Source organism: Sphingomonas paludis (genome assembly GCF_053502515.1).
In genome coordinates this window covers 718,195-742,175 of the sequence record NZ_CP187558.1, presented here as the reverse complement: position 1 = coordinate 742,175, position 23,981 = coordinate 718,195, and the positions used below count along the sequence as shown (strand labels likewise).

At 66.8% G+C, this 23,981-nt stretch carries 18 protein-coding genes; 3 read left to right on the top strand and 15 right to left on the bottom strand.

From position 1 onward, the window contains the following. Positions 1–128: 128 nt before the first annotated feature. From pnp to ACPVPU_RS03520, 4 genes are all read right to left on the bottom strand, one after another. Positions 129–2,447, bottom strand: coding sequence for a polyribonucleotide nucleotidyltransferase (gene pnp / locus ACPVPU_RS03535; protein WP_448659558.1), 2,319 nt, complete (start codon positions 2,445–2,447; stop codon positions 129–131). 244 nt (positions 2,448–2,691) lie between these two features. Then, on the bottom strand, positions 2,692–2,961 hold the full coding sequence (rpsO, locus tag ACPVPU_RS03530) for a 30S ribosomal protein S15 (protein WP_448659557.1): 270 nt from the start codon (positions 2,959–2,961) through the stop codon (positions 2,692–2,694). Between the two features lie 19 nt (positions 2,962–2,980). Continuing rightward, entirely contained in the window at positions 2,981–3,973 is a 993-nt protein-coding gene (gene truB, locus ACPVPU_RS03525) for a tRNA pseudouridine(55) synthase TruB (protein ID WP_448659556.1), read from the bottom strand. Continuing rightward, a complete protein-coding gene (locus ACPVPU_RS03520) occupies positions 3,970–4,644 on the bottom strand; it encodes a site-2 protease family protein (protein WP_448659554.1) in 675 nt (224 codons plus the stop codon). The genes truB and ACPVPU_RS03520 overlap by 4 nt, the downstream gene beginning before the upstream one ends. A gap of 82 nt (positions 4,645–4,726) precedes the next feature. On the opposite strand from ACPVPU_RS03520, the gene ACPVPU_RS03515 reads away from it, so the two are divergent. Beyond that, positions 4,727–5,062: a hypothetical protein gene (locus ACPVPU_RS03515; protein WP_448659552.1), complete on the top strand. Its 336-nt coding sequence runs from the start codon at positions 4,727–4,729 to the stop codon at positions 5,060–5,062. On the opposite strand, the gene ACPVPU_RS03510 is transcribed toward ACPVPU_RS03515, so the two are convergent. Continuing rightward, positions 5,059–5,637: a thymidine kinase gene (locus tag ACPVPU_RS03510; protein ID WP_448659551.1), complete on the bottom strand. Its 579-nt coding sequence runs from the start codon at positions 5,635–5,637 to the stop codon at positions 5,059–5,061. The two genes, ACPVPU_RS03515 and ACPVPU_RS03510, sit on opposite strands and share 4 nt — an antisense overlap. Before the next feature lie 107 nt (positions 5,638–5,744). Between ACPVPU_RS03510 and ACPVPU_RS03505 the strand changes: the two genes are divergently transcribed. Beyond that, the gene (locus ACPVPU_RS03505; protein WP_448659550.1) at positions 5,745–6,611 is read left to right on the top strand and encodes a hypothetical protein; all 867 of its coding nucleotides are present in this window, start codon (positions 5,745–5,747) and stop codon (positions 6,609–6,611) included. A 4-nt stretch (positions 6,612–6,615) separates the two neighbouring features. Here the strand turns inward: ACPVPU_RS03505 and rbfA are convergent, their stop codons facing one another. Beyond that, on the bottom strand, positions 6,616–7,008 hold the full coding sequence (rbfA, locus tag ACPVPU_RS03500; RefSeq protein ID WP_448659549.1) for a 30S ribosome-binding factor RbfA: 393 nt from the start codon (positions 7,006–7,008) through the stop codon (positions 6,616–6,618). 79 nt (positions 7,009–7,087) lie between these two features. Here rbfA and ACPVPU_RS03495 point away from each other — a divergent pair, with 79 nt between their 5' ends. Continuing rightward, complete coding sequence (locus ACPVPU_RS03495) at positions 7,088–7,462, top strand: response regulator transcription factor (protein ID WP_448659548.1); 375 nt, start codon at positions 7,088–7,090, stop codon at positions 7,460–7,462. Here the strand turns inward: ACPVPU_RS03495 and ACPVPU_RS03490 are convergent. The 9 genes from ACPVPU_RS03490 to gltB all read right to left on the bottom strand — a co-directional run bounded on the left by ACPVPU_RS03490 (position 7,395) and on the right by gltB (position 23,921). Further along, on the bottom strand, positions 7,395–11,006 hold the full coding sequence (locus ACPVPU_RS03490; protein ID WP_448659546.1) for a PAS domain S-box protein: 3,612 nt from the start codon (positions 11,004–11,006) through the stop codon (positions 7,395–7,397). The genes ACPVPU_RS03495 and ACPVPU_RS03490 overlap by 68 nt on opposite strands. Beyond that, positions 10,999–12,333 (bottom strand): HlyD family type I secretion periplasmic adaptor subunit, encoded by a 1,335-nt coding sequence (locus ACPVPU_RS03485; RefSeq protein WP_448659544.1) that lies wholly within the window; start codon positions 12,331–12,333, stop codon positions 10,999–11,001. The genes ACPVPU_RS03490 and ACPVPU_RS03485 overlap by 8 nt, the downstream gene beginning before the upstream one ends. Next, positions 12,330–14,090: a type I secretion system permease/ATPase gene (locus tag ACPVPU_RS03480; protein ID WP_448659543.1), complete on the bottom strand. Its 1,761-nt coding sequence runs from the start codon at positions 14,088–14,090 to the stop codon at positions 12,330–12,332. Before ACPVPU_RS03480 ends, ACPVPU_RS03485 begins: the two co-directional genes overlap by 4 nt. A 50-nt stretch (positions 14,091–14,140) precedes the next feature. After that, the gene (locus ACPVPU_RS03475) at positions 14,141–14,962 is read right to left on the bottom strand and encodes a 3-deoxy-manno-octulosonate cytidylyltransferase (protein WP_448659541.1); all 822 of its coding nucleotides are present in this window, start codon (positions 14,960–14,962) and stop codon (positions 14,141–14,143) included. Then, positions 14,959–15,972 carry an SIS domain-containing protein gene (locus ACPVPU_RS03470; RefSeq protein ID WP_448659539.1) on the bottom strand — a complete coding sequence of 338 codons (1,014 nt, stop codon included), beginning with the start codon at positions 15,970–15,972 and terminating at the stop codon, positions 14,959–14,961. The genes ACPVPU_RS03475 and ACPVPU_RS03470 overlap by 4 nt, the downstream gene beginning before the upstream one ends. Further along, entirely contained in the window at positions 15,969–18,083 is a 2,115-nt protein-coding gene (locus ACPVPU_RS03465) for a M10 family metallopeptidase (RefSeq protein ID WP_448659538.1), read from the bottom strand. The genes ACPVPU_RS03470 and ACPVPU_RS03465 overlap by 4 nt, the downstream gene beginning before the upstream one ends. Positions 18,084–18,317: 234 nt before the next feature. After that, positions 18,318–18,989: a glutathione S-transferase family protein gene (locus tag ACPVPU_RS03460; RefSeq protein WP_448659536.1), complete on the bottom strand. Its 672-nt coding sequence runs from the start codon at positions 18,987–18,989 to the stop codon at positions 18,318–18,320. A 10-nt stretch (positions 18,990–18,999) separates the two neighbouring features. After that, positions 19,000–19,407 (bottom strand): hypothetical protein, encoded by a 408-nt coding sequence (locus ACPVPU_RS03455; RefSeq protein WP_448659535.1) that lies wholly within the window; start codon positions 19,405–19,407, stop codon positions 19,000–19,002. Beyond that, positions 19,404–23,921 (bottom strand): glutamate synthase large subunit, encoded by a 4,518-nt coding sequence (gene gltB / locus ACPVPU_RS03450; protein WP_448659534.1) that lies wholly within the window; start codon positions 23,919–23,921, stop codon positions 19,404–19,406. Before gltB ends, ACPVPU_RS03455 begins: the two co-directional genes overlap by 4 nt. Positions 23,922–23,981 lie beyond the last annotated feature (60 nt).

Sequence of the window (23,981 nt, the reverse complement as noted above, 5' to 3'; positions counted from 1 at the left end):
CCACTTAGAGCATTGATCCGGCGCAGCTTTATCAGATGGCGCCGAAAAGGGGCTGCCCGCAACCGCCATAATGAAAAGGGGAGCCTGTCGCCAGACCCCCCTAATCACTTCAACCCGTTATGGGTGCGTCATTCCTCGGTGATGAACGACGGCAGGCCGATGTCGCCGCCGTCATCCTTTTCGGCGCGCTCGGGGCGCGGGCCACGATCGCCGCGGTCGCGGCGCGGACCGCGGTCGCGGTCCCGGCCGCCCCGGTCGCCGCCACCGCCTTCACGGCGGGGGCCACGGTCGCCGCGCTCCCCACGCTCAGCGCGCGGTTCGCGTGCCGGGCGGGTATCCTCCAGCTCGGCGCCGGTTTCCTGATCGACGACGCGCATCGACAGACGAACCTTGCCGCGCGGGTCGATCTCCAGCACCTTGACCTTGACTTCCTGGCCTTCGCTCAGGACGTCCGACACCTTTTCCACGCGCTCGTTGCGGATTTCGGAGACGTGGACCAGCCCGTCCTTGCCGCCCATGAAGTTCACGAACGCACCGAAATCGACCAGGTTGACGACCTTGCCGGTATAGACCTTGCCGACTTCCGCTTCTTCGACGATGCCCTTGATCCAGTTGATCGCGGCCTCGATCTGGGCATGGTCGGACGACGACACCTTGATGATGCCCTCATCGTCGATATCGACCTTGGCACCGGTGGTCGCCACGATCTCGCGGATCACCTTGCCGCCCGTGCCGATGACGTCGCGGATCTTCGACTTGTCGATCGTGATCGTCTCGATGCGCGGCGCATGGGCCGACAGCTCGGTGCGGGTTTCGCCCAGCGCCTTGGCCATTTCGCCCAGGATGTGCGCACGCCCTTCCTTGGCCTGCATCAGCGCGGTTTCGAAGATCTCCTTGGTGATGCCGGCGATCTTGATGTCCATCTGCATCGTGGTGATGCCTTCGGACGTGCCCGCCACCTTGAAATCCATGTCGCCCAGGTGATCCTCGTCGCCCAGGATGTCGGAAAGGACGGCGAACTTGTCGCCTTCCAGGATCAGACCCATGGCAATGCCGGACACCGGCCGCTTGATCGGCACGCCCGCGTCCATCATCGCCAGCGATCCGCCGCAGACCGACGCCATCGACGACGAGCCATTCGACTCCGTGATGTCGCTGGTGATGCGGATGGTATAGGGGAAATCCTCCTTCGACGGCAGCACCGGGTGCAGCGCGCGCCAGGCGAGCTTGCCATGTCCAACCTCGCGGCGGCCCGGCGCACCGAAGCGGCCCACTTCACCGACCGAATAGGGCGGGAAGTTATAGTGCAGCATGAAGCTCTGGTAGGAGAGGCCGCCCAGACCGTCGATCATCTGTTCCGCATCCTTGGTGCCAAGGGTGCAGGTAGCGATCGTCTGCGTCTCGCCGCGGGTGAACAGCGCCGAACCGTGCGCGCGGGGCAGGAAATGCGCCTCTGCGACGATCGGGCGGATCTGCGTGGTGGTGCGACCGTCGATGCGCATCCCGGTGTCCAGGATGGCGCCGCGGACGATGTCCGCCTCCAGCTTCTTCACCAGCTTGAGCGACGCCAGATAGGCCTGGGGATCGCTGTCCTTCAGGTCGGCCATCGCTTCGCGCGCCTTGGTGCGGGCGGCGTTGATCGCATCCTGACGCGCCGACTTGTCGGTCAGCTGGTACGCCGCCTTCAGGTCGTCGCCGATGATCGACTTCAGCCGCGCCTTCACCTCGGCCGAATCGGCCTGCTGCTTCAGCTCCCACGGCTCCTTGGCCGCCTGTTCGGCCAGCTTGATGATCGCTTCGATCACCGTGCGGCAGGCGTCGTGCGCAAACAGCACCGCGCCCAGCATGACCTCTTCCGACAGTTCCTTGGCTTCGGATTCGACCATCATCACCGCGTCGTGCGTGGCGGCGACGACCAGGTCCAGCATCCCTTCCTCGACCTGCTTGTCGGAGGGGTTGAGGATATAGTCGGTGCCGTCATAGCCGACGCGCGCCGCGCCGATCGGGCCCATGAAGGGCACGCCCGACAGGGTCATCGCAGCCGACGCGGCGACCATCGCCACGATGTCCGGCTCGTTTTCGCCGTCATAGGACAGCACCTGCGCGATGCAGTTGATTTCGTTGTAGAACCCATCCGGGAACAGCGGGCGGAGCGGACGGTCGATCAGGCGGGAAACCAGCGTTTCCTTTTCCGTCGCACCACGTTCACGCTTGAAGAAGCCGCCCGGGATGCGCCCGGCGGCCGAGAATTTTTCCTGATAGTGAACGGTCAGGGGAAAGAAATCCTGCCCCTCCTTCACGCTCTTGGCGGCGGTCACGGCGCACAGCACCACGGTTTCGCCCAGGGTGGCGATGACGGCGCCATCGGCCTGACGGGCAACCTTGCCCGTTTCGAGGGTGAGGGTCTGGCCTCCCCACTCGATGCTTACTTTCTTGTGATCGAACATTGGATTTCCTTCACTCCCGCTGCCCTATGCAGGCGGGGGCCTATCTGCGGGCTTCACCGGCCCGCGCGGTCACGGGGCTGTCGTGCCCCAAAGACGGTCGGCCGAATTGCCGCCCCTCTTGTCCGTGCTCCTGCGAAGGCAGGAGCCTAGAGCCACGCAGGATGCGCTTGCGGCTCTGGATCTCGGCTTTCGCCGGGATAACGCAATACGTAAACGGCCCGCCGAGGCGGGCCGAACGATTGCATTATTTCCGAAGGCCGAGCTTGCCGATCAGCGTGGTGTAGCGATCGGCATCGGTCTTCTTCAGATAATCAAGCAGCGAGCGGCGCTTGTTGACCATCATCAGCAGACCGCGGCGCGAATGGTTATCCTTGGCGTGGGTCTTGAAGTGTTCGGTCAGGTTGGCGATGCGCTCCGACAGGATGGCAATCTGAACTTCCGGGCTGCCGGTGTCGCTGTCGGCGCGGGCATGTTCCTTGATCAGCGCTTCCTTGCGCTCTGCGGTAATCGTCATGAATGCGTTTCCCTCGACATCAATCCAGATTGAAGCCGCGCACCACCCGGATTTCCCCGGACATCGCCTCTGCCAGCGCAACCGGCACATCGTCCAGCATCGCAAAGCACAGGCCATCGGCTGCGGCAGTCCCGACCAGAACCCGCCCCTGTCGGAGCAGCCCTGCCTGATCGGGGGAGAGGGAGAAAGCCGGGATGTCGTCCAGCCCCGCCCTCAACGGCAGGATATGGTGTTCAAGCGCGCGGTCCTTAGCAGCATCGGCCAGAATGTCCAGCGATATCGCCGAATCCAGCCCGAACGGACCGGCCTTTGTCCGCCTGAGCATGGTGACATGACCGACGGTGCCGAGGGCCAGCGCGATGTCGCGGGCAAGGCTGCGGATATAGGTGCCCTTGGAGACGTGGGCCGAGAGGGTGATTTCGTCGATCCTCCCCTGCAAGGGGAGGTGGCGCGCGCAGCGCGACGGAGGGGTGTCGCCCTCACGATGGCTTGTCACCCCTCCGTCAGCGCTTCGCGCTGCCACCTCCCCTTGCAGGGGAGGAACTGTCAGCGACCGCACCACCACCGAACGACTGGCCAGCACCACGTCCTCGCCCGCCCGCGCCCGGTCATAGGCGCGCTCCCCGTCCACCTTCAGCGCGGAATAGGCGGGCGGCACCTGGTCGATGGGGCCGGTGAAGCGGGGCAGCACCGCTTCGACCTCGGCCATAGAGGGGCGCACGTCGCTGGTGGCGATCACCCGGCCTTCGGCATCCAGCGTGTCGGTCTGTTCGCCGAAGCGGATGGTGAAGTCGTACACCTTGTCGCTGTCGAGCATCCGGCCGGCGAGCTTCGTCGCCTCGCCGATGGCGATGGGCAACACGCCGGTCGCCAGCGGATCGAGCGTCCCGCCATGGCCGACCTTGGCCTTGCCATAACCGCCCTGGCGCAGCGCGCGCTTCACCGCGCTCACCCCTTGCGTCGAGCCAAGCCCCAGCGGCTTGTCGAGGATGATCCAGCCATGCACGCTCATTGGATCAGCGACAGCATCCAGCCGATCACCTCTTGCGCAATCGGCCCGACGACGCGCAGCAGCACGTTTGCCTGGGGCGCGACCATCGGCAGCACGACCAGCAGGATGATCAGCACCGGCAGTGCGAGCCGCCCGATGCGGTTCCATGCGGGAACGGCGGCGCGCGGCAGCACCCCTTCGACCACATGCCCCCCGTCGAACGGCGGGATGGGAAGCAGGTTGAAGATCGACAAAAACACGTTGATCACGATGAAATTGTACAGGTTCTGCGCGACGAAGCCCATGACGCCGACGGGCAATTCCCCGCCGCTGAATGCGATGACGACCCCCAGCATCGCCGTCGCCAGCAGGCCGAGCGCGATGTTCATCCCCGGCCCCGCCAGCGCCACCAGCATCATGTGCCAGCGCGGGTTGCGCAGCCGTTCGCGCCGCACCGGCACCGGCTTTGCCCAGCCGAACATCGGCAGGCTGGCCAGCGCCAGCGCCATGGGCAGCACGACCGTGCCGAACGGATCGACATGGCGGATAGGGTTGAACGACAGCCGCCCAAGCCGCGCGGCGGTGGGATCGCCCAGCATCCGCGCCACCCAGCCATGCGCCACTTCGTGAAACACGATGGCGATGATCAGCGGGATCAGCCAGGTGGCGATCGTATAGACGGTATCCATCATCCCCGGCAGGTGGCCCCTGACCGCGCGCACGTCAATGCAGCGTTCATCGCCGCCATGCTGGATTGCGGTTCAGGAGGATGACATGCGATTCCTGGTCCTGACGGTGCTGATGGTCGCGGCGGCCCCCGCCGGTGCCCAGATCTGGGACGGGGGCCGGTCCGCCGTGCCCGATGCCCCGCCCCCCGCCGATCCGGGCGTCCGCCCCATGCTGTCCGACCTGAGACGCGACCTGCGCACGGCGCGGCGCAGCGGCCAGATCACGCGCGGGGAGGAACGTGCGCTCCGGCGACAGGCGGCGGTCATCGCGGCGGCCGAGCGGCGCTATCGCAGCGCCGGATTGTCGGGCAGCGAACGGCGAGAACTGATCGCGCGGACCGAGGCGCTGAAGGGCGCGATCGACGCCAGCCGCACGCCCTAACCCGCCAGCGCCGCCATGAAATGACGTCGGCAAAGCGCCACATAGCGATCATTCCCGCCGATCTCGGTCTGCGCGCCGCTGGCCACCGGATTGCCATCGGCATCGACGCGCAGGTTCATCGTCGCCTTTCGTCCGCATTCGCATACCGATTTCAGCTCGATCAGCGCGTCCGCGATGGCGAGCAGCCGGGCCGATCCGGGAAAGAGCTGGCCCAGAAAATCGGTGCGCAGACCGTAAGCAAGGACCGGGATGTTGAGCGTATCGCACACCCGCGCCAGCTGATCGACCTGCGCGGTGCTGAGGAACTGCGCCTCGTCCAGCAGCACGCAATCGATGCGCGCATCGGCATGGGCGGCGGCGATTTCGGCATAGAGGTCGGTTGCGGGAGCAAAGCAGTGCGCGGGCATCGACAGGCCGATGCGCGATCCGATGACGCCCCGGCCCGCCCGATCATCGACGGCAGAGGTAAAAAGCATCGTCCGCTGGCCGCGCTCGCGATAGTTGAAATCGGCCTGGAGCAGCGTGGTCGATTTGCCCGCGTTCATCGAGGCATAGTAGAAATAGAGCTTGGCCATGACCCTTTGTTGGCGGCTGGCGCGGCGCAATGCCAGCCCCCGCCCGCGTTTCCACACTGTTAACCATGCCGGACTAGACCGGGCCGCGATCGGGAGGACAGGCGCCCATGCGGCTGATCGTGCATATCGGGTTTCACAAGACCGCATCGACCTATCTTCAGCATCTGCTGAACCTGAATGCCGACGCGCTGGCCGCGCGGGGCGTTTGGTACGAGCCCCAGCCCGGCTATCCGGCACACCATCCGGCTGCCTGGGCGCTGCTGAACGGCGATACCGGCCATCTGGAACGGATGATCGCCGACGCGCGTGCCCGCAATTGCGGCACCGTCATCCTGTCGTCGGAGGACCTGGAGGGCGTGATCTTCAATCCCGCCATTGCCGCGCTGATCGAGGAAGCGGCGGCGGATGCGGGCGTCACCACGCTGGAATGGCACGCCGCCATCCGCGAGCCTGGCGCCTATTTCGAAAGCATGTGCGCCCAGCTTGCCTATCACACCTATGGCGACAGCCTGTTCATGTTCACCGAGGTGATGAAGAAGGGAATGCTGTTCGTCCCCGAACCGCAACCGGGGCGCGATGCCGTGCCCTACTGGTTCTATTGTTTCGACCATTTCGCTTATCTGGCCGGATTTGCCGCCGTACCGGGCCGTGCGCTGTTCGTGCACGATTATGCCGACCGGAGCCCCTATCCCGGCTGGCGGATGGTCGACCGGCTGGGGGTGATGGACCTGCTGACCCGGGTGCCGAACGAGGCGGGGCACAATCACCGGCTGAGCGCGGATCAGGTCGCGCAATTCTATCGCGACCGGGTGCGCGAGGCGGCGGGCGATGCCGCCACCTGGGCGATGGTCAGCGAAGCGACCGAGCGCAGCATCGCCGCGAGCCAGGCCGGGGCGGCCGATTATGCCCGCGCCGTCGAGCACCATTATGCCGACAGCTACCGGATGGCCGTGGACCGTTTCTGCCGCTGGTAGCGGGTCAGTCCTCGCCGTCCAGATCGCGGGCGACGTGCGGGTCGCGCAGCAGCTGGTCGATGCGGCTGCCCTCGTCGAAGCTTTCGTCGGCCAGGAATTTCAGCCGGGCGGCATATTTCAGCTGGACCCGCGATGCGACTTCGCGCTGCAGATAGGCGGTGTTGGTGCGCAGCGCCTTGAGCACCGCCGCCTCGTCCTTGCCGAGCAGCGGCTTCACGAACACGGTCGCATGCTTCAGGTCGGGCGACATGCGAACTTCGGTGACGCTGACCATGTGGCTGGCCAGCATGTCGTCATGCACGTCGCCGCGCTGCAGGATCTCCGACAGGATGTGGCGCACCTGTTCGCCGACGCGCAGCAGCCGGACGGATCGGGTTTCGGGGGTTTCATTGGGCATTGACGGGTCCATAACCGGTTCGGCGCCATTCGCCAATCGGCGGACCGGAACGCGGGCCAGGGGCAAGGGCAGAACGGGAATGACGATCAACGTCTATCTGATCGACGACGATGCGATGATCCGCGATTCGACCGCGCTGCTGCTCGGGCTGATGCCCGGGCTGGCACTGCGCTGTTTCGATGGCGGGGCGGCGTGGCTGGCGGTGGCGGATACGGTGCCGCCGGGCGTGGTGCTGATGGATCAGCACATGCCGGATGCAACGGGAACGGCGGTGATGGCCGGTTATGCCGACCGGCTGGCGGCGCTGCCCACGCTGTTGATGACCGCATCGGTCGATCCGGCGCTGACCGAACAGGCGAAGGCTGCGGGCGCAGTCGACGTGCTGGTCAAGCCGGTGCCGCCCGACGCGCTGCTGGCTGCGATCGGTCGGGCGCATCGGCTGATTGCGGGCTGACCCCGGCGGCGGCCAGCCAGTCGGCAGCGATGGCGGCCACGGCATCGGGCGATGCGCCGCGCAGGCGATGTTCGGCATCGCGGGCCGCATCGCCAAGCGCGCCCTGACCGAACAGGCCGGCCACCCCAGCCAGCTTGTGCAGCGTATCGGCAAGCGTCGACGCATCACCGCCGCCTGCCGCCACCCTGCGGGCCAGTTCGACGGCCGCATCGCGCCGTTCGGCATATTGCGCCGCCAATGCCGGGTCGGGAACGATGGCGGCGGCACCGCCCGGCACGGCAGCCGGTGGATCGGCAAGCAACCGGGCCAGCGTGTCGCGGACCGCCGCGACCGACACCGGCTTGGCCAGATGCGCCTGCATCCCGGCGGCCAGGCACCGTTCCACATCCTCGGCAAAGGCATTGGCGGTCAGCGCGACGATCGGCAGCCGGGCGGCATCGAAACCCGCTGCCCGCAGCTTTCGCGTCGCGGCAAGGCCGTCCAGCACCGGCATCTGCACGTCCATCAGCGCGGCGGCATAAGGCCGGCCGGCAAAGGCCGCGGCGACCACCATCGCGACGGCCTGTTCGCCATCGACCGCGAAATCGGCGTTCAGTCCGGCGGCAACGGCGATATCGGCCATCAGCGCGCGGTTGATGTCGTGATCCTCGGCCACCAGCACGCGCGGACCGGCCAGGCCGGTGACGGGGGCAACCGGCGACGTCACGGTACGGACGGCGGGCGCGGGCCGCTCGGGCAGGGGCAGCGGCAGATCGTCGCCGGGCGTGCTCGCCAGGCGCAGCGGCAACGCCAGCGTAAAGGACGCCCCCTCGTCCGGCCGGCTGTCCAGCGAGATGCGCCCGCCCATCAGTTCGGCCAGCTGCGCCGAAATGGCCAGCCCCAGCCCGGTTCCGCCAAATCGCCGCGCCGTGCCCGCTTCCGCCTGGGCAAAGGCAGTGAACACCGCGTCATGCTGATCCGCAGGGATGCCGATGCCGGTGTCGCTGACGGTGATGCACAGGTTCGGCTGACCGGCGCGGTCGCAGGGCGCAAGCACGATATCGACCGACCCGTGCTGCGTGAACTTGACCGCATTGCCGATCAGATTGACCAGGATCTGGCGCAGCCGCAGCGAATCGGTCAGCACCGCACCGGGCATCGCCGGATCGATGGTCACGGTCAGCGCCAGCCCCTTGTCCGCAGCCACCGGTTCGAACAGCGCCGCCGCGCCGCGCACCAGCGCCACCGGATCGACCGGTTCGGCCAGCACCTGCAACCGGCCCGCCTCCATCTTTGACAGATCGAGGATGTCGTTCAACAGCCGCAGCATGGACCCGCCGGATTCGGCGATCAGTTCGACCTGACGGCGCTGTTCGGGGCGCAGGTCGGAATGAAGCAGCAGATCGGCAAAGCCCAGCACCCCGTTCATCGGCGTGCGGATTTCATGGCTCATATTGGCCAGGAACATCGCCTTGACCGCCGCTGCCTGTTCGGCGCGCTGGCGGGCGGCGTTCAACTGCATCTCCAGCGCCTTACGCGCGGAGATGTCGCGGACCGACGCGATGATCTCCTCCGGCGCGCCGCTGGCCGAACGGACGAGCCTGCAATTCGCCTCCACCCACAGCCAGGGCTGATCGGGCAGGAACAACCGGGTCCGGTAATCGACGACCAGCTGGTCGCTCTGCCCCGCCGCCAGCGCGGCAAAGGTATCGCGTACCCGCTGGTCATCGTCGGGATGGAACCGGTCGAGCATGTTGTAGCCCACGACCACCTTTGACGGCACGCCCAGCAGGTCGCGCACCGCCGGAGAGGCATAGCGGCAGATCCCGTCCAGGCCGATGCGGAAGATCGCGTCGCTGGCATGGGTGGCGAGCAGCCCCAGCTGCCGATCGGTTTCGGCCAGCATCTCCGCCATGTGACGCCGTTCGGTAATGTCGACGCTGACCCCGATATAGCCGGTGATGGCCCCGCCCGCGTCGCGTTCCGGCGTCGCCAGCAGATCGACCCAGCGAATTTGTCCATCGGCATGAAGCCACCGCATTTCCGCGCGGAAATCGCGCCCGACCGCTGTCGCATCCTGCCATGCCGTGATGATCCCGTCCCGATCGTCGGGGTGAATGCGTTCCAGGACGCGACCGGCCAGCGCATCCTCTGCACTGACGCCGCTGGTGTTTTCCCAGGACGGGTTCACATAGGTGTTGCGGCCATGATTGTCGGTGCGGAAGATGCCTGCCGGCGACAGCATCGCCAGCGTCTGGAACCGCTTTTCGCTTTCCGCCAGCGCAGACATCGCCAGATGCGCCTCGGTCACGTCGCGGATATTGCCGGTGACGCCGATGAATGCCCCGCCATCGTCGGTCAGCCGCCGCACCGTCACCTCGATATGCCGAAGGACGCCGCGCGCATCGGTGAACCGCTGACGCAGCCGCGTTTCCACGATCTCTCCGCTCACCACCCGGGGATAGATGGTGCGGGTCGCCTCCAGGTCGTCGGGATGCAGCAGCCGGGTGGTTTCCCAGCCCAGGCTTTCGCTCGCGCTATAGCCGGTCAGCCGTTGCCAGGCGGGGTTCAGATAGATCCACCGCCCCTGGGCATCGGTCCGGAACACGACATCGCTGATATTGGCCAGGATCGATTCGGACAGGTTGCGGCTTTCCTCCAGCGCGGCGGCAATCGCTTCCCGCCCGCGCAGCAACGCCGCCACGGGCAGGCCCATCGCAAAGCTGACGGCCAGGAACAGCTGCAGCGCGAACAACTGGCTGGTGGTGCCGCCGCGCACCAGGGTCGCGACCGGCCCCCATCCCGCCAGCGTCGCCGCCGAGGCGATGATCGAGATGATGCCGACGCTGACTGCCGTGCCGACCATCCCGGTGCTGAATGCGGCATAGAGGACGACCGGACAGATCAGGAAGAGAAACGGATAGCTCGACTGGCCAAACACCAGCGCCGTCGCAGCGATCGTGCCCAGCACCACGCCGATCCCCGCCTTGGAAAACAAGGGCGCGGCCAGCGCCCGATCGTACAGCGCGTCCCGATAGATCAGGATCAGCGGGGTCAGCACCATCAGCCCCAGCGCATCCGCCATGAACCAAGTGCTCCACAGCCGCCAGGCCTGCACCGGATCGGGCGGGGCCAGCGTCAGGGTCGCCAGGCTGGAGGCAAGCAATGCGGCCGTCACCGTCGCCAGCAGCAGCAGCCCCATGTCCATCAGCCGGTCCATGCCGAGGCCCGCGGGCGCGATCCGGCGCAGCACGATGACCAGCACGGCGACCTCCACCGCATTGACCATCGACAGGATCAGCGAATGGCCCGGCGTATCGCCCGTCAGTGCGTTGGCGGCGATGTTGGCCATGAAACAGGCCGCGATGTACAAAGGGGCCGCGCGGGGGCGGTCGCGCAGGATCGCCGCGCCGACCAGGGCATTGGACAGCCACAATGCCGCCACCCGCGTTCCTTCGCGCGTCATGGTGACGTTCACCCACGCCAGGACGCCAAAGCCGATCGCCACCAACAGGATGCGGACCGCCAGGCCCAGCGACGCGGAGTGGCGCACCGGGTCAGCCACCGTCCCGCATCGACCGGTTGAACAGGTCTGTCATCGGCTTGAACAGATAGGACAGGATGGTCCGATCCCCCGTGGCGATATAGACCTCGACCGGCATCCCGGCGGTCAGCGGCCCGAGTTCGCGTTCCGCCTGTGCCTTGTCGATGGCGACGCGCACCCGGTAATAGCTGATGCCCAGCCGTTCATCCACGGTCCGCTCAGGCGACACGAACACCAGCCGCCCGTCGATTTCCGGGCTGAGTTCCCGGTTCAAAGCTGAAAAGCGAGCACGGGCACGCTGACCCGGTCGCACTTGATCGACGTCCTCAGGCCGGATCTGCGCCTCGATCACGGTCAGGTCGTCGGCCGGCACGATCTGGACCAGCGGTTGCATCGGCGGGAGCGCACTGCCCGGCGTCGTGAAGAACAGCTTGTCCACCACCCCGTCGAACGGCGCAGTCAGCACCGACCGGCTCAGCGCATCGTCGGCGCTGGCCCGGCGCACGTCCTGATCGTTGCTCTGTACCAACACCTGCGCCAATTCGCCCGCCGCTTCCGACCGGCGACGCTGTTCCAGCGTCAGCATCTGTTCGCGGGTTTCGGAAATGCGGGCGCGCGCCTCGGCGATGTTCGCCTCCAGCGCGGCGCGCGAGCCGTCGAGCTGGACGGCGGTGCGCTCAAGCTGGTTGATCCGCGACAAGGGCGTCAACCGCTTGGCATAGAGTTCGCGCAGGCCGGCCAGTTCGGGTTCGATCAGGCGACGCTGCTGGTCGATCGCCGCGATCTGCGCGACATAGCTGTTGATCTGTTCGTCGAACTGGCGGACCCGCTGGGCCAGCAAGGTGCGGCTGCCTGCAATCTCCTGATTGCGCAGCGCGAACAGACGCTGTTCGCGGCGCATCGCGTCGCTGGCCGACGCGCCGTCCGCCGCCGTCAGCGCGGCCGGCCAGCGGATCGCAGGCGCGCCGTCCCGCTCCGCCTCCAGCCGGGCGCGGCGCGCGGCAAGATCGTCAGCGGTCAGCCGGGCCGATTGCGCCCCGGCCGCGCTGATGCTGGTATCCAGGCGCAGCAAGGGCTGGCCGGCGGCCACCCGCTGCCCCTCGCGCACCAGCATTTCGGTCAACACGCCGCCGCTTGGATGCTGCAGGGTGTTGACGCGGGTTTCCACCGACACGCTGCCCATGCCGATCACCGCGCCGCCGACCCGCAGCACCGATGCCATCAGCAACAGGATGACCGCCAGCGCGCCGATGACGAGCCAAGCGCGGCGCGTGCGGCGGTGCAGGCGCGGGGCCGGCCGCCCCCCGGTCAGCGCGACCAGTTCGTCATGGGAATAGAGCCCGCTCATGGCCGCCGGCCGCCATCGATCACGGTCAGGTCGCCATCCCCCTTGGCCGTGGCTGCCGCCTGGCGCAGCCGGGCCAGCACCTGTTCCTTGGGTCCGAAGGCGCGCAGCTGGCCACCCTGCAGCATCGCCACATGGGTGGCGACGTCCAGCACCTGCTTGCGATGGGCAACGACGATGGCGATGCCGCCGCGCCGCCCGACATCGGCCAGGGCACGCGACAATGCCGCCTCTCCATCGCCGTCCAGGTTGGAATTGGGTTCGTCCAGGACCACCAGGAACGGATCGCCATAAAGCGCGCGGGCCAGGCCGATGCGCTGGCGCTGCCCTGCGGACAGGAACTGACCGCCCTCGCCAATGTCGACCGAATAGCCGCCGGGCATCGCCAGGATCGCATCGTGGACGCCCGCCGCGCGCGCCGCCGCCATCACTGCGGCATCATCGGCATCGGGGTCGAACCGGGCGATGTTCTGAGCGATGGTGCCGCCGAACAGTTCGACCGACTGGGGCAGATAGCCGATATGCCGACCGAGCGTTTCGCTCGGCCACTGGTTCAACGCCGCGCCGTCCAGCCGCACGGTCCCGCGCGCTGCCGGCCACGCACCGATGATGCCGCGAACCAGCGACGATTTGCCCGCCGCACTCGGCCCCAGGATCGCCAGCACCTGCCCGGCACGCAGCTGGAAACTGACCTCTGCCACCGCGATCCGTTCGCTGCCCGGCGGGACCAGGGTCACGCGCTCGATCGTCAGCGTGGCGACGGGTGGGGGCAGGCGGATTTCCGGGTCGGCTTCGGCCGGATGACGGTCGAGCAGTGCGCCCAGCCGCGCCCAGGCCTCTCGCGCGCCGACAAAGCCGCGCCAGTTGGCGATTGCCGCGTCCACCGGGGCCAGCGCCCGGCCGGACAGGATCGATGCGGCAAAGATCACGCCGCCGCTTGCCTGATTGTCGATGACCAGCACCGCGCCGACGCTCAAGACGGCGGCCTGGACGAACATGCGGAACACGCGGCTCCATCCGGCGAAGCGGGCGGTGGATTCGGCCAGCGCAGCCTGGGCTGCGGCAACCTCTGTCCCGGCCTGCGCATGCTGGCCCAGCATCGCGTCGCGCATGCCCAGCGCGCGGATCAGTTCGGCATGGCTGCGGCTGCGCTGGGCCAGCGTCTCGCGCTTCAGCCCCGCCCGGGCACTGTCGGTCAGATAGGCGCGGGTACTGCGATCGGCGGCGAGCGTCAGCGCGCACAGGACGATCCCGGCGGCCAGCGTCACCAGGCCCAGCGACCAGTGCACCGCCGTCAGCAGCAGAACGAAGAACAGGATCCACGGCAGGTCGATCAGCGCCGCCGGACCGGCACTGCCCAGAAAGGCACGGATCTGGTCCAGGTCGCGCAGCGGCGGCGGTTGCGCCGGATCGCGGCGGCCAGCGGCAGCCAGCGTGAAATCCAGCCGCTGCACCCGGTCGTGCAACATCCGTTCGAGCGACAGGCCGACATCCGACAACAGATGCGCGCGCAGCACGTCGAACAGGCCGTAAAAGGCATAGGCCGCAATCACCATCAGGAACAGGCTGAGCAACGTCGCCCCGCTCTGGCTGGGCAGGATGCGGTCATAGACCATCATCATGTAGATCGAGCCGGTCAGCGTGAGCAGGTTGATCCCCGCGCTGAGCGCCGCCACGCCGCCCAACGCGCCGCGCAGCGACCAGAGCGCGGCGGACAGTTCGGATCGTCGTCGGGAAGGGGATGACTGGGCGCGCCGCATGGACACTCCGGCGAAGGGTTATGCAGTCGGTATAACCCGGCGCACCGGGCTTACCAAGCCGCTTCGGCGGGGTCGGCTTCCGCCGCGCCGAGCAGGCGTTCGACCAGCGGCACATCGTCGGGATGGTTGACTTCCCACAGGCCGCCCGGCCGATCGGCGACATCGACCAGCCGGATGGCTATCCCCTGTTCCAGGAAGCGCAGCTGTTCCAGCCCCTCCGCCAGTTCCAGCGACCCCGGCGGCAGCGCGACATAGCGGGCGAGCGCATCGGGGGTATAGGCATAGAGGCCCGGATGCAGCCGCAGCGCCGGGGCATCGCCGCCGCGAAACGGCAGGACGCGTTTAGAAAAATACAGCGCCCGGCCGTGCGCGTCGCCGACGACGGTGGTGCCGCCCGCCCGGCCAGCCGCCGCCTCGGCCAGCAACCGCCGTTCCTGTTCGGGCGAACAGGGGATGGCCGGGGTGAGCACCGCCGCCCCCTCCGTCCGCCACGCCTGGATCAGCGCCCGGACATGGCCCGGCACCGTCAGCGGCGAATCGCCCTGGACATTGACGACCAGCGCCGGGCGTTCGGCCAGCCCGTCCAGCGCGGCGGCGCAGCGTTCGGTGCCGTTGGCGCAGCCCTCCGGCGTCATGGCCACCCGGCCGCCAAAGCCCGCTACGACATCGGCGATCCGCGCATCGTCGGTGGCGACGATCACCCGCTCTGCATCGCCCATCGCCGCGACGGCCGCCCGCCAGGTCCATTCGATCATGGGGCGCGCCGTACCGCCGACGGTCAGCGGCACCAGCGGCTTGCCCGGAAAACGGGTCGATCCCATTCGCGCCGGGATGATCGCCAGAATATCGCGGCCGTCCGACGGCGGCGTCACGGGGCCAGAGTCCCTACCGCCAGCAGATCGTGCAGCTGGACCAGCCCGACCGGCCGACCGGTGCCGGGATCGACGACGAACAGCGCGGTCACCCGGTTCGCCCGCATCATCTGCAGCGCCTGTTCCACATCCGCATCGGGCGTCAGCGTCAGGGCCGGGCAATGCGCGATGGCCATGGCACGCGCCGCCGGGTCGACCGGATGGGCGCGGCGCAGATCGCCATCGGTCACCGCACCCAACAGCGCGCCACTGACCGGATCGATGACGCCCACCAGTCCGAACCCGCCCGCGCCGATCGAATCGATCACCGTCCGCACATCGGCATCGCCGGGCACCAGCGGCAGCCGCAATTCGCCCAGCATCAGTGCGCTGACCGGCCGCAGCCGCTGACCGATCGTGCCGCCGGGATGGTTCAGCGCCATGTCCGCCCGCCCGGTATTGCTGGCGCGGGCCAGCAACACGGCCAGCGCATCGCCCAGCGCCATCGCCGCCAGGATCGACGCCATCGGCGCGGGCACGTCACCATAGCCTTCGTCCGCCACCGGCGGCAGGAACAGGCAGTAATCCGCACCATTGGCGATCGGCGATCCGCGCCGCGCGGTCATGCCGACCGTGGGCGCGCCCACCATCTGGGCATGGCGCATCACCTCGCCCACTTCATGCGTGGCGCCGGAAATTGAAATCGCGATCAGGGCGTCGTCGGCGGTCATCGCCCCAAGATCGCCGTGCAGCGCATCGGAGGCGTGAAGACATTGCGCTGAAATTCCCAGCGAGTTCATCGTCGCTGCAATCTTTCGCGCCACGATCGCCGACTTGCCGATTCCGGTCAGCAGCATCCGGCCGGGCCGGTCGTGCAGCATCGCCGCTGCGTCCACCAGAACCGGATCCAACCGGTCGGCCAGTCGGTCCAGCGTATCGGCGGCGATCCGCACGACGCGCCGCGCCTCTTCCAGATCGAGCAGATCGACGCCGGTTGCCTGGCGCTTGGTCACCGATACCGGCCCGGTCATGCCAGCCATCCGGCATCGACGTGCTGCGGCGCGATTGCTGCCGCCGCGCCCCCCGACAGGATGAAATCGCCTGCGCCGAGCGCGGTCATCGCCACGCCGTTCAGGACGATGAAGTCGCCATTGCCCAGGTTGATGAACGCCGTCCCGCCATTCTCGCCCATCGCTGCCTGCACCGCCGCGAACGAGGCAAAGCCGAACGCAGACAGGTCGATCCGGTCAGTGCCCGCCTGGAAATCGCCGATCACGTCCCCACCGGTGCCGCGCGTAAACACGAACCGGTCGGCACCCGCTTCGCCGAACAGCACGTCATTGCCCCCGCCGCCGTCCAGCACATCGTCGCCCGCCCCGCCCAGCAGCCAGTTGGCGCTGCCGCTGCCGGTGATGCGATTGGCCAGCGCATTGCCGACACCGAACGGCGTCGCGCCCTCCAGCACCAGATTCTCGACATGATCGTACAGGTAATAGCCGGCACCGGTGATGTCCGCCTGCACCGTGTCGATGCCGCCGCCCGCCGCCTCGAACGTCAGGTCCGCCGGCGTATCGACGCGGTACAAATCATTGCCAGCACCCCCGTCCATCAGGTCGTAATCGCCAAGCCCGCTCGCCCCGTCGAGCGAATCATCCCCCGCACCGCCCACCAGGATGTCGGTGGCGAAATCATCGCCACCCCGCATCACGTCATTGCCATCCTGTCCATAAATCGCATCGCTGCCATTGCCGCCGAACAACAGGTCGCGGCCCATGCCGCCGACCAGGGTGTCCGACCCCTCTCCCCCGGCCAGCCAGTCGTCGCCCGCCTCGCCGAACAGCGCGTCGTTGCCCAGCAGCCCTTCCAGCGAATCATCGCCGGCGCCACCCAGCAACAGATTGTCGCGGCCATTGCCGATGATCAGATTGTTCAGCGCATTGCCGACGCCGAAATCGGCCGCCCCCTCCTCCAGCAGCGTCATTCGTTCGAGGTGATCGTAAAGATAAAAGCTGACGAGCGTGAACACGTCGTCCATGCCGCCATTAGCCAGTTCGAACACCAGTTCGGCCGTGTCATCGACATAGAAGCTGTCGTCGCCCGCCCCGCCGATAAAGGTATCGCGGCCGCCGCCGCCGATCAGCACGTCATTGCCCGCACCGCCGTCCAGCACATTCGCGGCGGCATTGCCGGTGATCCGGTCGTCGCTGTTGCCGCCGATCGCATTTTCGATGGTCACGCCATTGGCGATCGTAAAGCCGCCGAAGATACCGTTGGCGACGCTCAGCCAGCCCGCCGCGCCCTCGCCCCGTTCCAGCGTCGCGGCGCGAAGATCGATCACCACGCCTGCCGCCTGCCCCTGCGCGCTCAGCACGTCGATGCCGCCTGCGTCCCAGATCGCCGACCAATAGGTGCCGGCGCCATTGGCACCCGGCAGGACATAGACGTCATCGCCCGCCCCGGTGGCCATGTTTGCCCCGTACAGGTGCTGGATCGCGGCGATGTCGAACGCCATCGGCGCGCCGCTCCAGCCATAGCCGAAGCCGGGGGGATAGCGCCCCTCCAGCCCGTCATTATAGCTCATGACGGTCCACATGCCCTGGTTCAGGCCGCCTTCGCCGAAATTGAACGGATCGTCGCCCACCCCCGGAAAGGTGGCGGGGCCGTCGAACGGATGGCTGAGGCCGAGGCCATGGCCGATTTCATGCAGGATGGTCAGAAACGCATAGCCGCCGCGCACCAGCGAAGCGGCGGTAAAGGTGGGATGGGCATTGTTGAAAAATCCGCCCAGATCGTTGGTCCCGGGCGTGAAATGATAGCCGAGCGTATTCGGTTCGTCCGGCAACGGGCCAAGTTGTTCCACCCAGGTCGCGCCGTCGCGGCTGCCGGATCCGTCGAACGCGCGGGGCAGGACCCGGATCGAGATGTTGGCAACGGCGCTCCATGCAGCAGCCGCCTGGATAAAGGCGCTGGCGGCGCCGGTCGCGTTCCACAATTGTCCGCCGAATTCGCTCGTGTCGCCGGGATTGCCCTGCAACAGCACGGTCACTTCATATCCTTGGCGGAAATGCCATTCGTCGATCAGGCCGGCGACGTAGATGTTGCCGCTGCCGGGCGTGCGCACCAAATCGCTGAAGGCGACCATCAGACTTTCCCCACCGGGCCGCCAGGCGGCCGAGATTGATCCAACCCGGTGCCGACGCAACCCTTCGGCACCAAACGCGGTCGACAGTCGTCTGTCCGATCCACCTGACGATGAATGGTAACGGCTATTGCGGCCGTGTCATCCGCCATCGTGAATCCTGACCGCAGAAGACGGCGCATGACAGGCACCTTGCGGCCAATCGGCAACAGATGCGGGGCTGGCCGCGATGCGGGATTACAGGTCCAGCGCCTCGTACTGCGCGGGCGGCTTGATGCCCTCCATCCGTTCGGCGAGCAGCGGTCGGAAACTGGGACGGCTCTTCATGCCCAGATACCAGCGCTTGGCCTGGTCGTGCGTTTTCCAGTCGATGCCGCCCAGATAATCGGCCACCGAAATCTGCGCCGCCGCCGCCAGATCGGCCAGGCTCATGGTCGATCCGCCGATCCAGTTGGTATGACCGAGCAGGAAATCGATGTAATCGAGGTGCTCGACGGCCGCCTTCATGATCTGGCGCAGGACGGCGGTGTCCGGTCCGACCCGGTGGACCAGCCGCTTTTCCATCCGTTCGAACATCAACGGACCGGTGACTTCGCGGTAGAATTGCGTGTCGAACCAGGAAACGAGCCGCCGGATTTCGGCGCGATCCGCCGCCGTACCCCCGATCAGCGTGGCACGATCGACCGTTTCCTCGAAATATTCGCAGATCGCCACCGAATCGATCAGTTTCAGCCCGCGCGCCTGATCGACCATCACCGGTGTCTGGCCGGCGGGATTGAGGTCGAGAAACTCGTCCCGCCGCTCCCATGGGAGATAGCGGACCGGTTCATAGCCCACGCCCTTTTCTCCCAGCATCAGCCGCACTTTGCGGGAAAAGGGACACAGGGTGAATTGAAGGAGCTGCCACATGACGTTGGTCTTACCGCGCCGCCCCGGCTGGGGGAAGCGCGGTGGTGCGGCTAACACCATTCGGTAGAGCGACCGGCTCAGGGCACCAGCTATCGATCATGCGCCAGTAATAACCGCCGCTGTTGATAGGCTGTTGCACAAGGCGGATGCGATCCCCCGCCTTGTATTGAGGCACGCAGCCCGACCCTCCGCCGACCGATGCAACCTCGCCATTATCAAGCGCGACCTGAAAAACCGTGATCAAACGGGTATCCCGCATGGCTGCTGCCCGAGTGACCACGCGCTTGACTGTCCCGCCCCGTTCCTTCCACGGCCCCTTTGCCGGCATCGCGGCCCATTGAAGCCAGATCATACCCGCCAGCAGCGCCAGGATGAGAAACGCCGCAGGAGCGTTCTCTATCCAGGCCCTGAGGTTCACTCTGCCGCCACCATTTCCGGTTCCACGGCGGCATCGTCCAGCGGGTGCGGCAGGCGGGTCAGCATTTCCTTGGGCACCACCTGCCAGAACTCGCCGATCGCCCGGTCCCAATCCTCGAGCAATTCGCCGGCCCATTTGCTGTCGGTCACCGCATGATGGGCCTGAACCAGCGCGTGCAGTCGGTCCGCCCAATGGGTGGATGCAATGCGCTGCCACATGATGCTTTCCGGATTGGCGCGCTCGGCGAAGCTGCCGTCCGCATCATGGACGAACGCCATGCCGCCGGTCATGCCCGCGCCGAAATTGGCGCCGACCGAACCCAGCACGACCGCCGTACCGCCGGTCATGTATTCGCAGCCATTGGCCCCGCAGCCCTCGACCACCACTTCCGCGCCCGAATTGCGGACGGCGAAGCGCTCGCCCGCCTGTCCGGCGGCGAACAGCCGGCCGCTGGTCGCGCCGTACAGCACGGTGTTGCCGATGATGGTGTTGTGCTGGCTGACCAGAGGCGAGGAGACGAGCGGCCGCACGATGATCGTCCCGCCCGACAGCCCCTTGCCCACATAGTCGTTGGCGTCGCCGAACACGTCCAGCGTGACGCCCTTGCACAGGAATGCGCCCAGCGACTGGCCAGCACTGCCGCGCAACCGGACATGGACATGGCCGTCGTTCAGCTTGTCCATGCCGAAGGTGCGGGTGATCTCGCTCGACAGGCGCGTGCCGACCGCCCGGTGCGTGTTGCGCACCGAATATTGCAGCTGCATCTTTTCGCCGCGGGCAAAGACCGGTGCCGCGTCCTTGATCATCTGCGCATCGAGGCTGTCGGGCACTTCGTTGCGGTTGGTGGTCAGGCTGAACCGCCGCTCGGCCTCGGTCGCATCGACCTTGGCCAGGATCGGGTTCAGGTCGAGGTCGTCCAGATGCTCGGCACCGCGCGACACCTGCTTGAGCAGTTCGGTGCGCCCGATGATCTCGTCGAGCGACTTGACGCCCAGCCGCGCGAGGATCTCGCGCACTTCCTCCGCGATGAAGGTCATCAGGTTGATGACCTTTTCCGGCGTGCCGACGAACTTGGCGCGCAGCGCCTCGTCCTGGGTGCACACGCCCACGGGACAGGTGTTGGAATGGCACTGGCGCACCATGATGCAGCCCATGGCGACCAGGCTCAGCGTGCCGATGCCGAATTCCTCGGCGCCCAGGATCGCGGCGATCACGATGTCGCGCCCGGTTTTCAGGCCGCCATCGGTGCGCAGCTTCACCCGCCCGCGCAGGCCGTTCAGCGTCAGCGTCTGATTGACCTCGGACAGGCCCATTTCCCATGGCGTCCCGGCATATTTGATGCTGGTCTGGGGCGAGGCACCAGTGCCGCCGACATGGCCGGACACCAGGATGACGTCCGCGTGCGCCTTGGCCACGCCAGCCGCCACGGTGCCGATGCCGGCCGAGCTGACCAGCTTCACGCACACCCGCGCCTTGGGGTTGATCTGCTTCAGGTCGTAGATGAGCTGCGCCAGATCCTCGATCGAATAGATGTCGTGGTGCGGCGGCGGGCTGATCAGCGTCACCCCCGGCGTCGAATGGCGAAGCCGCGCGATGAACTCGGTCACTTTGAACCCGGGCAGCTGGCCGCCCTCGCCGGGCTTGGCCCCTTGCGCCACCTTCACCTCGATCTCGTCGCAGGCGTTCAGATATTCGGCGGTCACGCCGAACCGGCCGGACGCGATCTGCTTGATCACCGAATTGGCGTTATCGCCATTGGCATAGGGGGAATAGCGGACTTTGTCCTCGCCGCCCTCACCCGACACCGCCTTGGCCCCGATGCGGTTCATCGCGATGGCCAGCGTCTCGTGCGCCTCCGGCGACAGCGCGCCAAGGCTCATGCCCGGCGTCACGAACCGCTTGCGGATTTCGGTGATCGCCTCGACCTGATCGATGGCAATGCCGTCGGCCGGGAAATTGAATTCCAGCAGGTCGCGCAGATAGATGGGCGGCAGGTCACGGACCCCGCGCGAAAACTGCAGATAGGTCGAATAGCTGTCGCTGGACACCGACGATTGCAGCAGATGCATCAGCTGCGCCGAATAGGCATGCGCCTCGCCATCCGCCCGGTGGCGATAGAAACCGCCGATCGGCAACGTGGCCACCGCGCGGTCGAACGCCGCTTCGTGCCGTTCCGAACAATTGACATAGAGCGAGGCATAGCCCTCGCCCGAAATCTTGGCCGGCATGCCGGGGAACAGATCGTGGACCAGCGCGCGGGACAGGCCGACCGCCTCGAAATTATAGCCGCCACGATAGCTGGAGATCACGGCGATCCCCATTTTCGACATGATCTTGAGCAGGCCCTCGTTGATCGCCTTGCGGTGATTTTCCAGTGCCTTGTCGATCGCGATGTCGCCGAACAGCCCGCGCGCGTGGCGATCCGCAATCGATGCCTCGGCCAGATAGGCGTTCACCGTCGTCGCGCCGACGCCGATCAGCACGGCATAATAATGCGTGTCTAGGCACTCTGCAGTGCGGACGTTGATGCTGGCATAGGACCGCAGCCCCTGGCGCACCAGGTGGGTGTGCACCGCCGCCGCCGCCAGCACGCCCGGTATGGCGATGTTGTCGGCATCGACATCCTCGTCGGTCAGGAACAGCTCGGCCTTGCCCTCGCGCACCGCCTGTTCGGCCTCGGCGCGGATGCGAGCGATGGCGGCGCGCAGCCCCTCCGCGCCCGATCCCGCTGGGAACAGGCAGGAAATGGTCGCCGCACTGACCGCAAAATTGGCGCGCAGCCGATCCCATTCGGCACAGGTCAGCACCGGCGAATCGAGCACCAGCACGGGGTTCGCCCGTTCCGCCGTTTCCAGGATGTTGGCCAGGTTGCCGAACCGGGTCTTCAGGCTCATCACCTGCCGCTCGCGCAGGCTGTCGATCGGCGGATTGGTCACCTGGCTGAAATTCTGGCGAAAGAACTGGCTGATCAGGCGCGGCTTGTCGGAAATGACGGCCAGCGGCGTATCGTCGCCCATCGATCCCACCGCTTCCTTGGCGGTCGTCACCATCGGCGACAGGATCAGCTCCATATCCTCCAGCGTCTGGCCGGCCGCCACCTGCCGCCGGGCAAGGTCCGCCCTGTCATAGCGCAGCACGTTGGCACCGGTATCGGGCAGGTCGGCAATCGACTGGAAATTGGCGACCAGCGCGGCATAATCCGCCTCGCCTGCGACCCGGTCCTTGATCTGGCGGTCGGTGTAGAGCCGGCCTTCGTCCAGGTCGACGGCGATCATCTGACCGGGGCCAAGCCGCCCCTTTTCCAGCACCGTCGCCTCCGGCACCGGCACCATGCCGGTTTCGGAACCCACGATCAGCAGGCCGTCATTGGTGCGGGTATAGCGGAGCGGCCGCAGGGCGTTGCGGTCCAGCCCAGCCACCGCCCAGCGGCCATCGGTCATGGCAAGCGCCGCCGGGCCGTCCCACGGCTCCATGACGCTCGCCAGATACTGGTACATCGCCATGTGCGCGTCGGGCACTTCCTTCGCGCCCTGCCACGCCTCCGGCACCAGCATCAGCTTGGCCGTCGGCGCATCCTTGCCCGAACGGGCCAGCGCCTCGAACACCGCATCCAGTGCCGCCGTATCCGACGCGCCGGCCGGGATCACCGGCTTGATGTCCTCGCTCTGCTCGCCGAACGCGATGCTGGCCATCTTGATCTCGTGGCTGAGCATCCAGTTCTTGTTGCCGCGGATCGTGTTGATTTCGCCGTTGTGCGCCAGGCACCGGAACGGCTGGGCCAGCCACCATTGCGGAAAGGTGTTGGTCGAATAGCGCTGATGGAAAATCGCGACCCGGCTTTCGAACCGCTCGTCGAGCAGGTCGGGATAGAATTCGCTCAGCGATTCCGCGAGGAACAGGCCCTTGTAGATGATCGAGCGGCACGACAGCGAACAGATGTAGAAGCCGTTCACCTGCGCGGCGATCACCCGCTTTTCGATGCGGCGGCGGACCAAGTAGAGCGTCTTTTCGAACTCCGCCTCGCTGACCTGATCGGGCAGCGGGCCGGCGACCATGATCTGTTCGATCTCCGGCCGGGTTGCCTGCGCCTTCTGGCCGATCACTGCGACGTTCACCGGCACCTGACGCCAGCCATAGATGGTGAAGCCCGCGTCGATCAGTTCCGCCTCGACCAGGGTGCGGCACAATTCCTGCGCGCCAAGGTCGGTACGTGGCAGGAACACCATGCCGACGGCCAGCCGGTTGGGCAGCACGCGGTGGCCGCCATCGGCAATCGCATCGTCGAAGAAGGCGACCGGCAGGTCGACATGGATGCCCGCCCCGTCGCCGGTCTTGCCGTCCGCATCGACGGCACCCCGGTGCCACACGGCCTTCAGCGCATCAATCCCGGCCTGAACCACGCGGCGCGACCGTTTGCCATCCGTCGCCGCAATCATGCCGACACCGCAGGCATCGGATTCAAACTCCGGGCGATACATACCCTCGGTGGCAAGGCGGAGGCGTTGATCAATCATCTTGTCTCTTTCAGGATTCCAATAGGGGCACGCGTCCAGTTAATGGACAATGACAAGCGC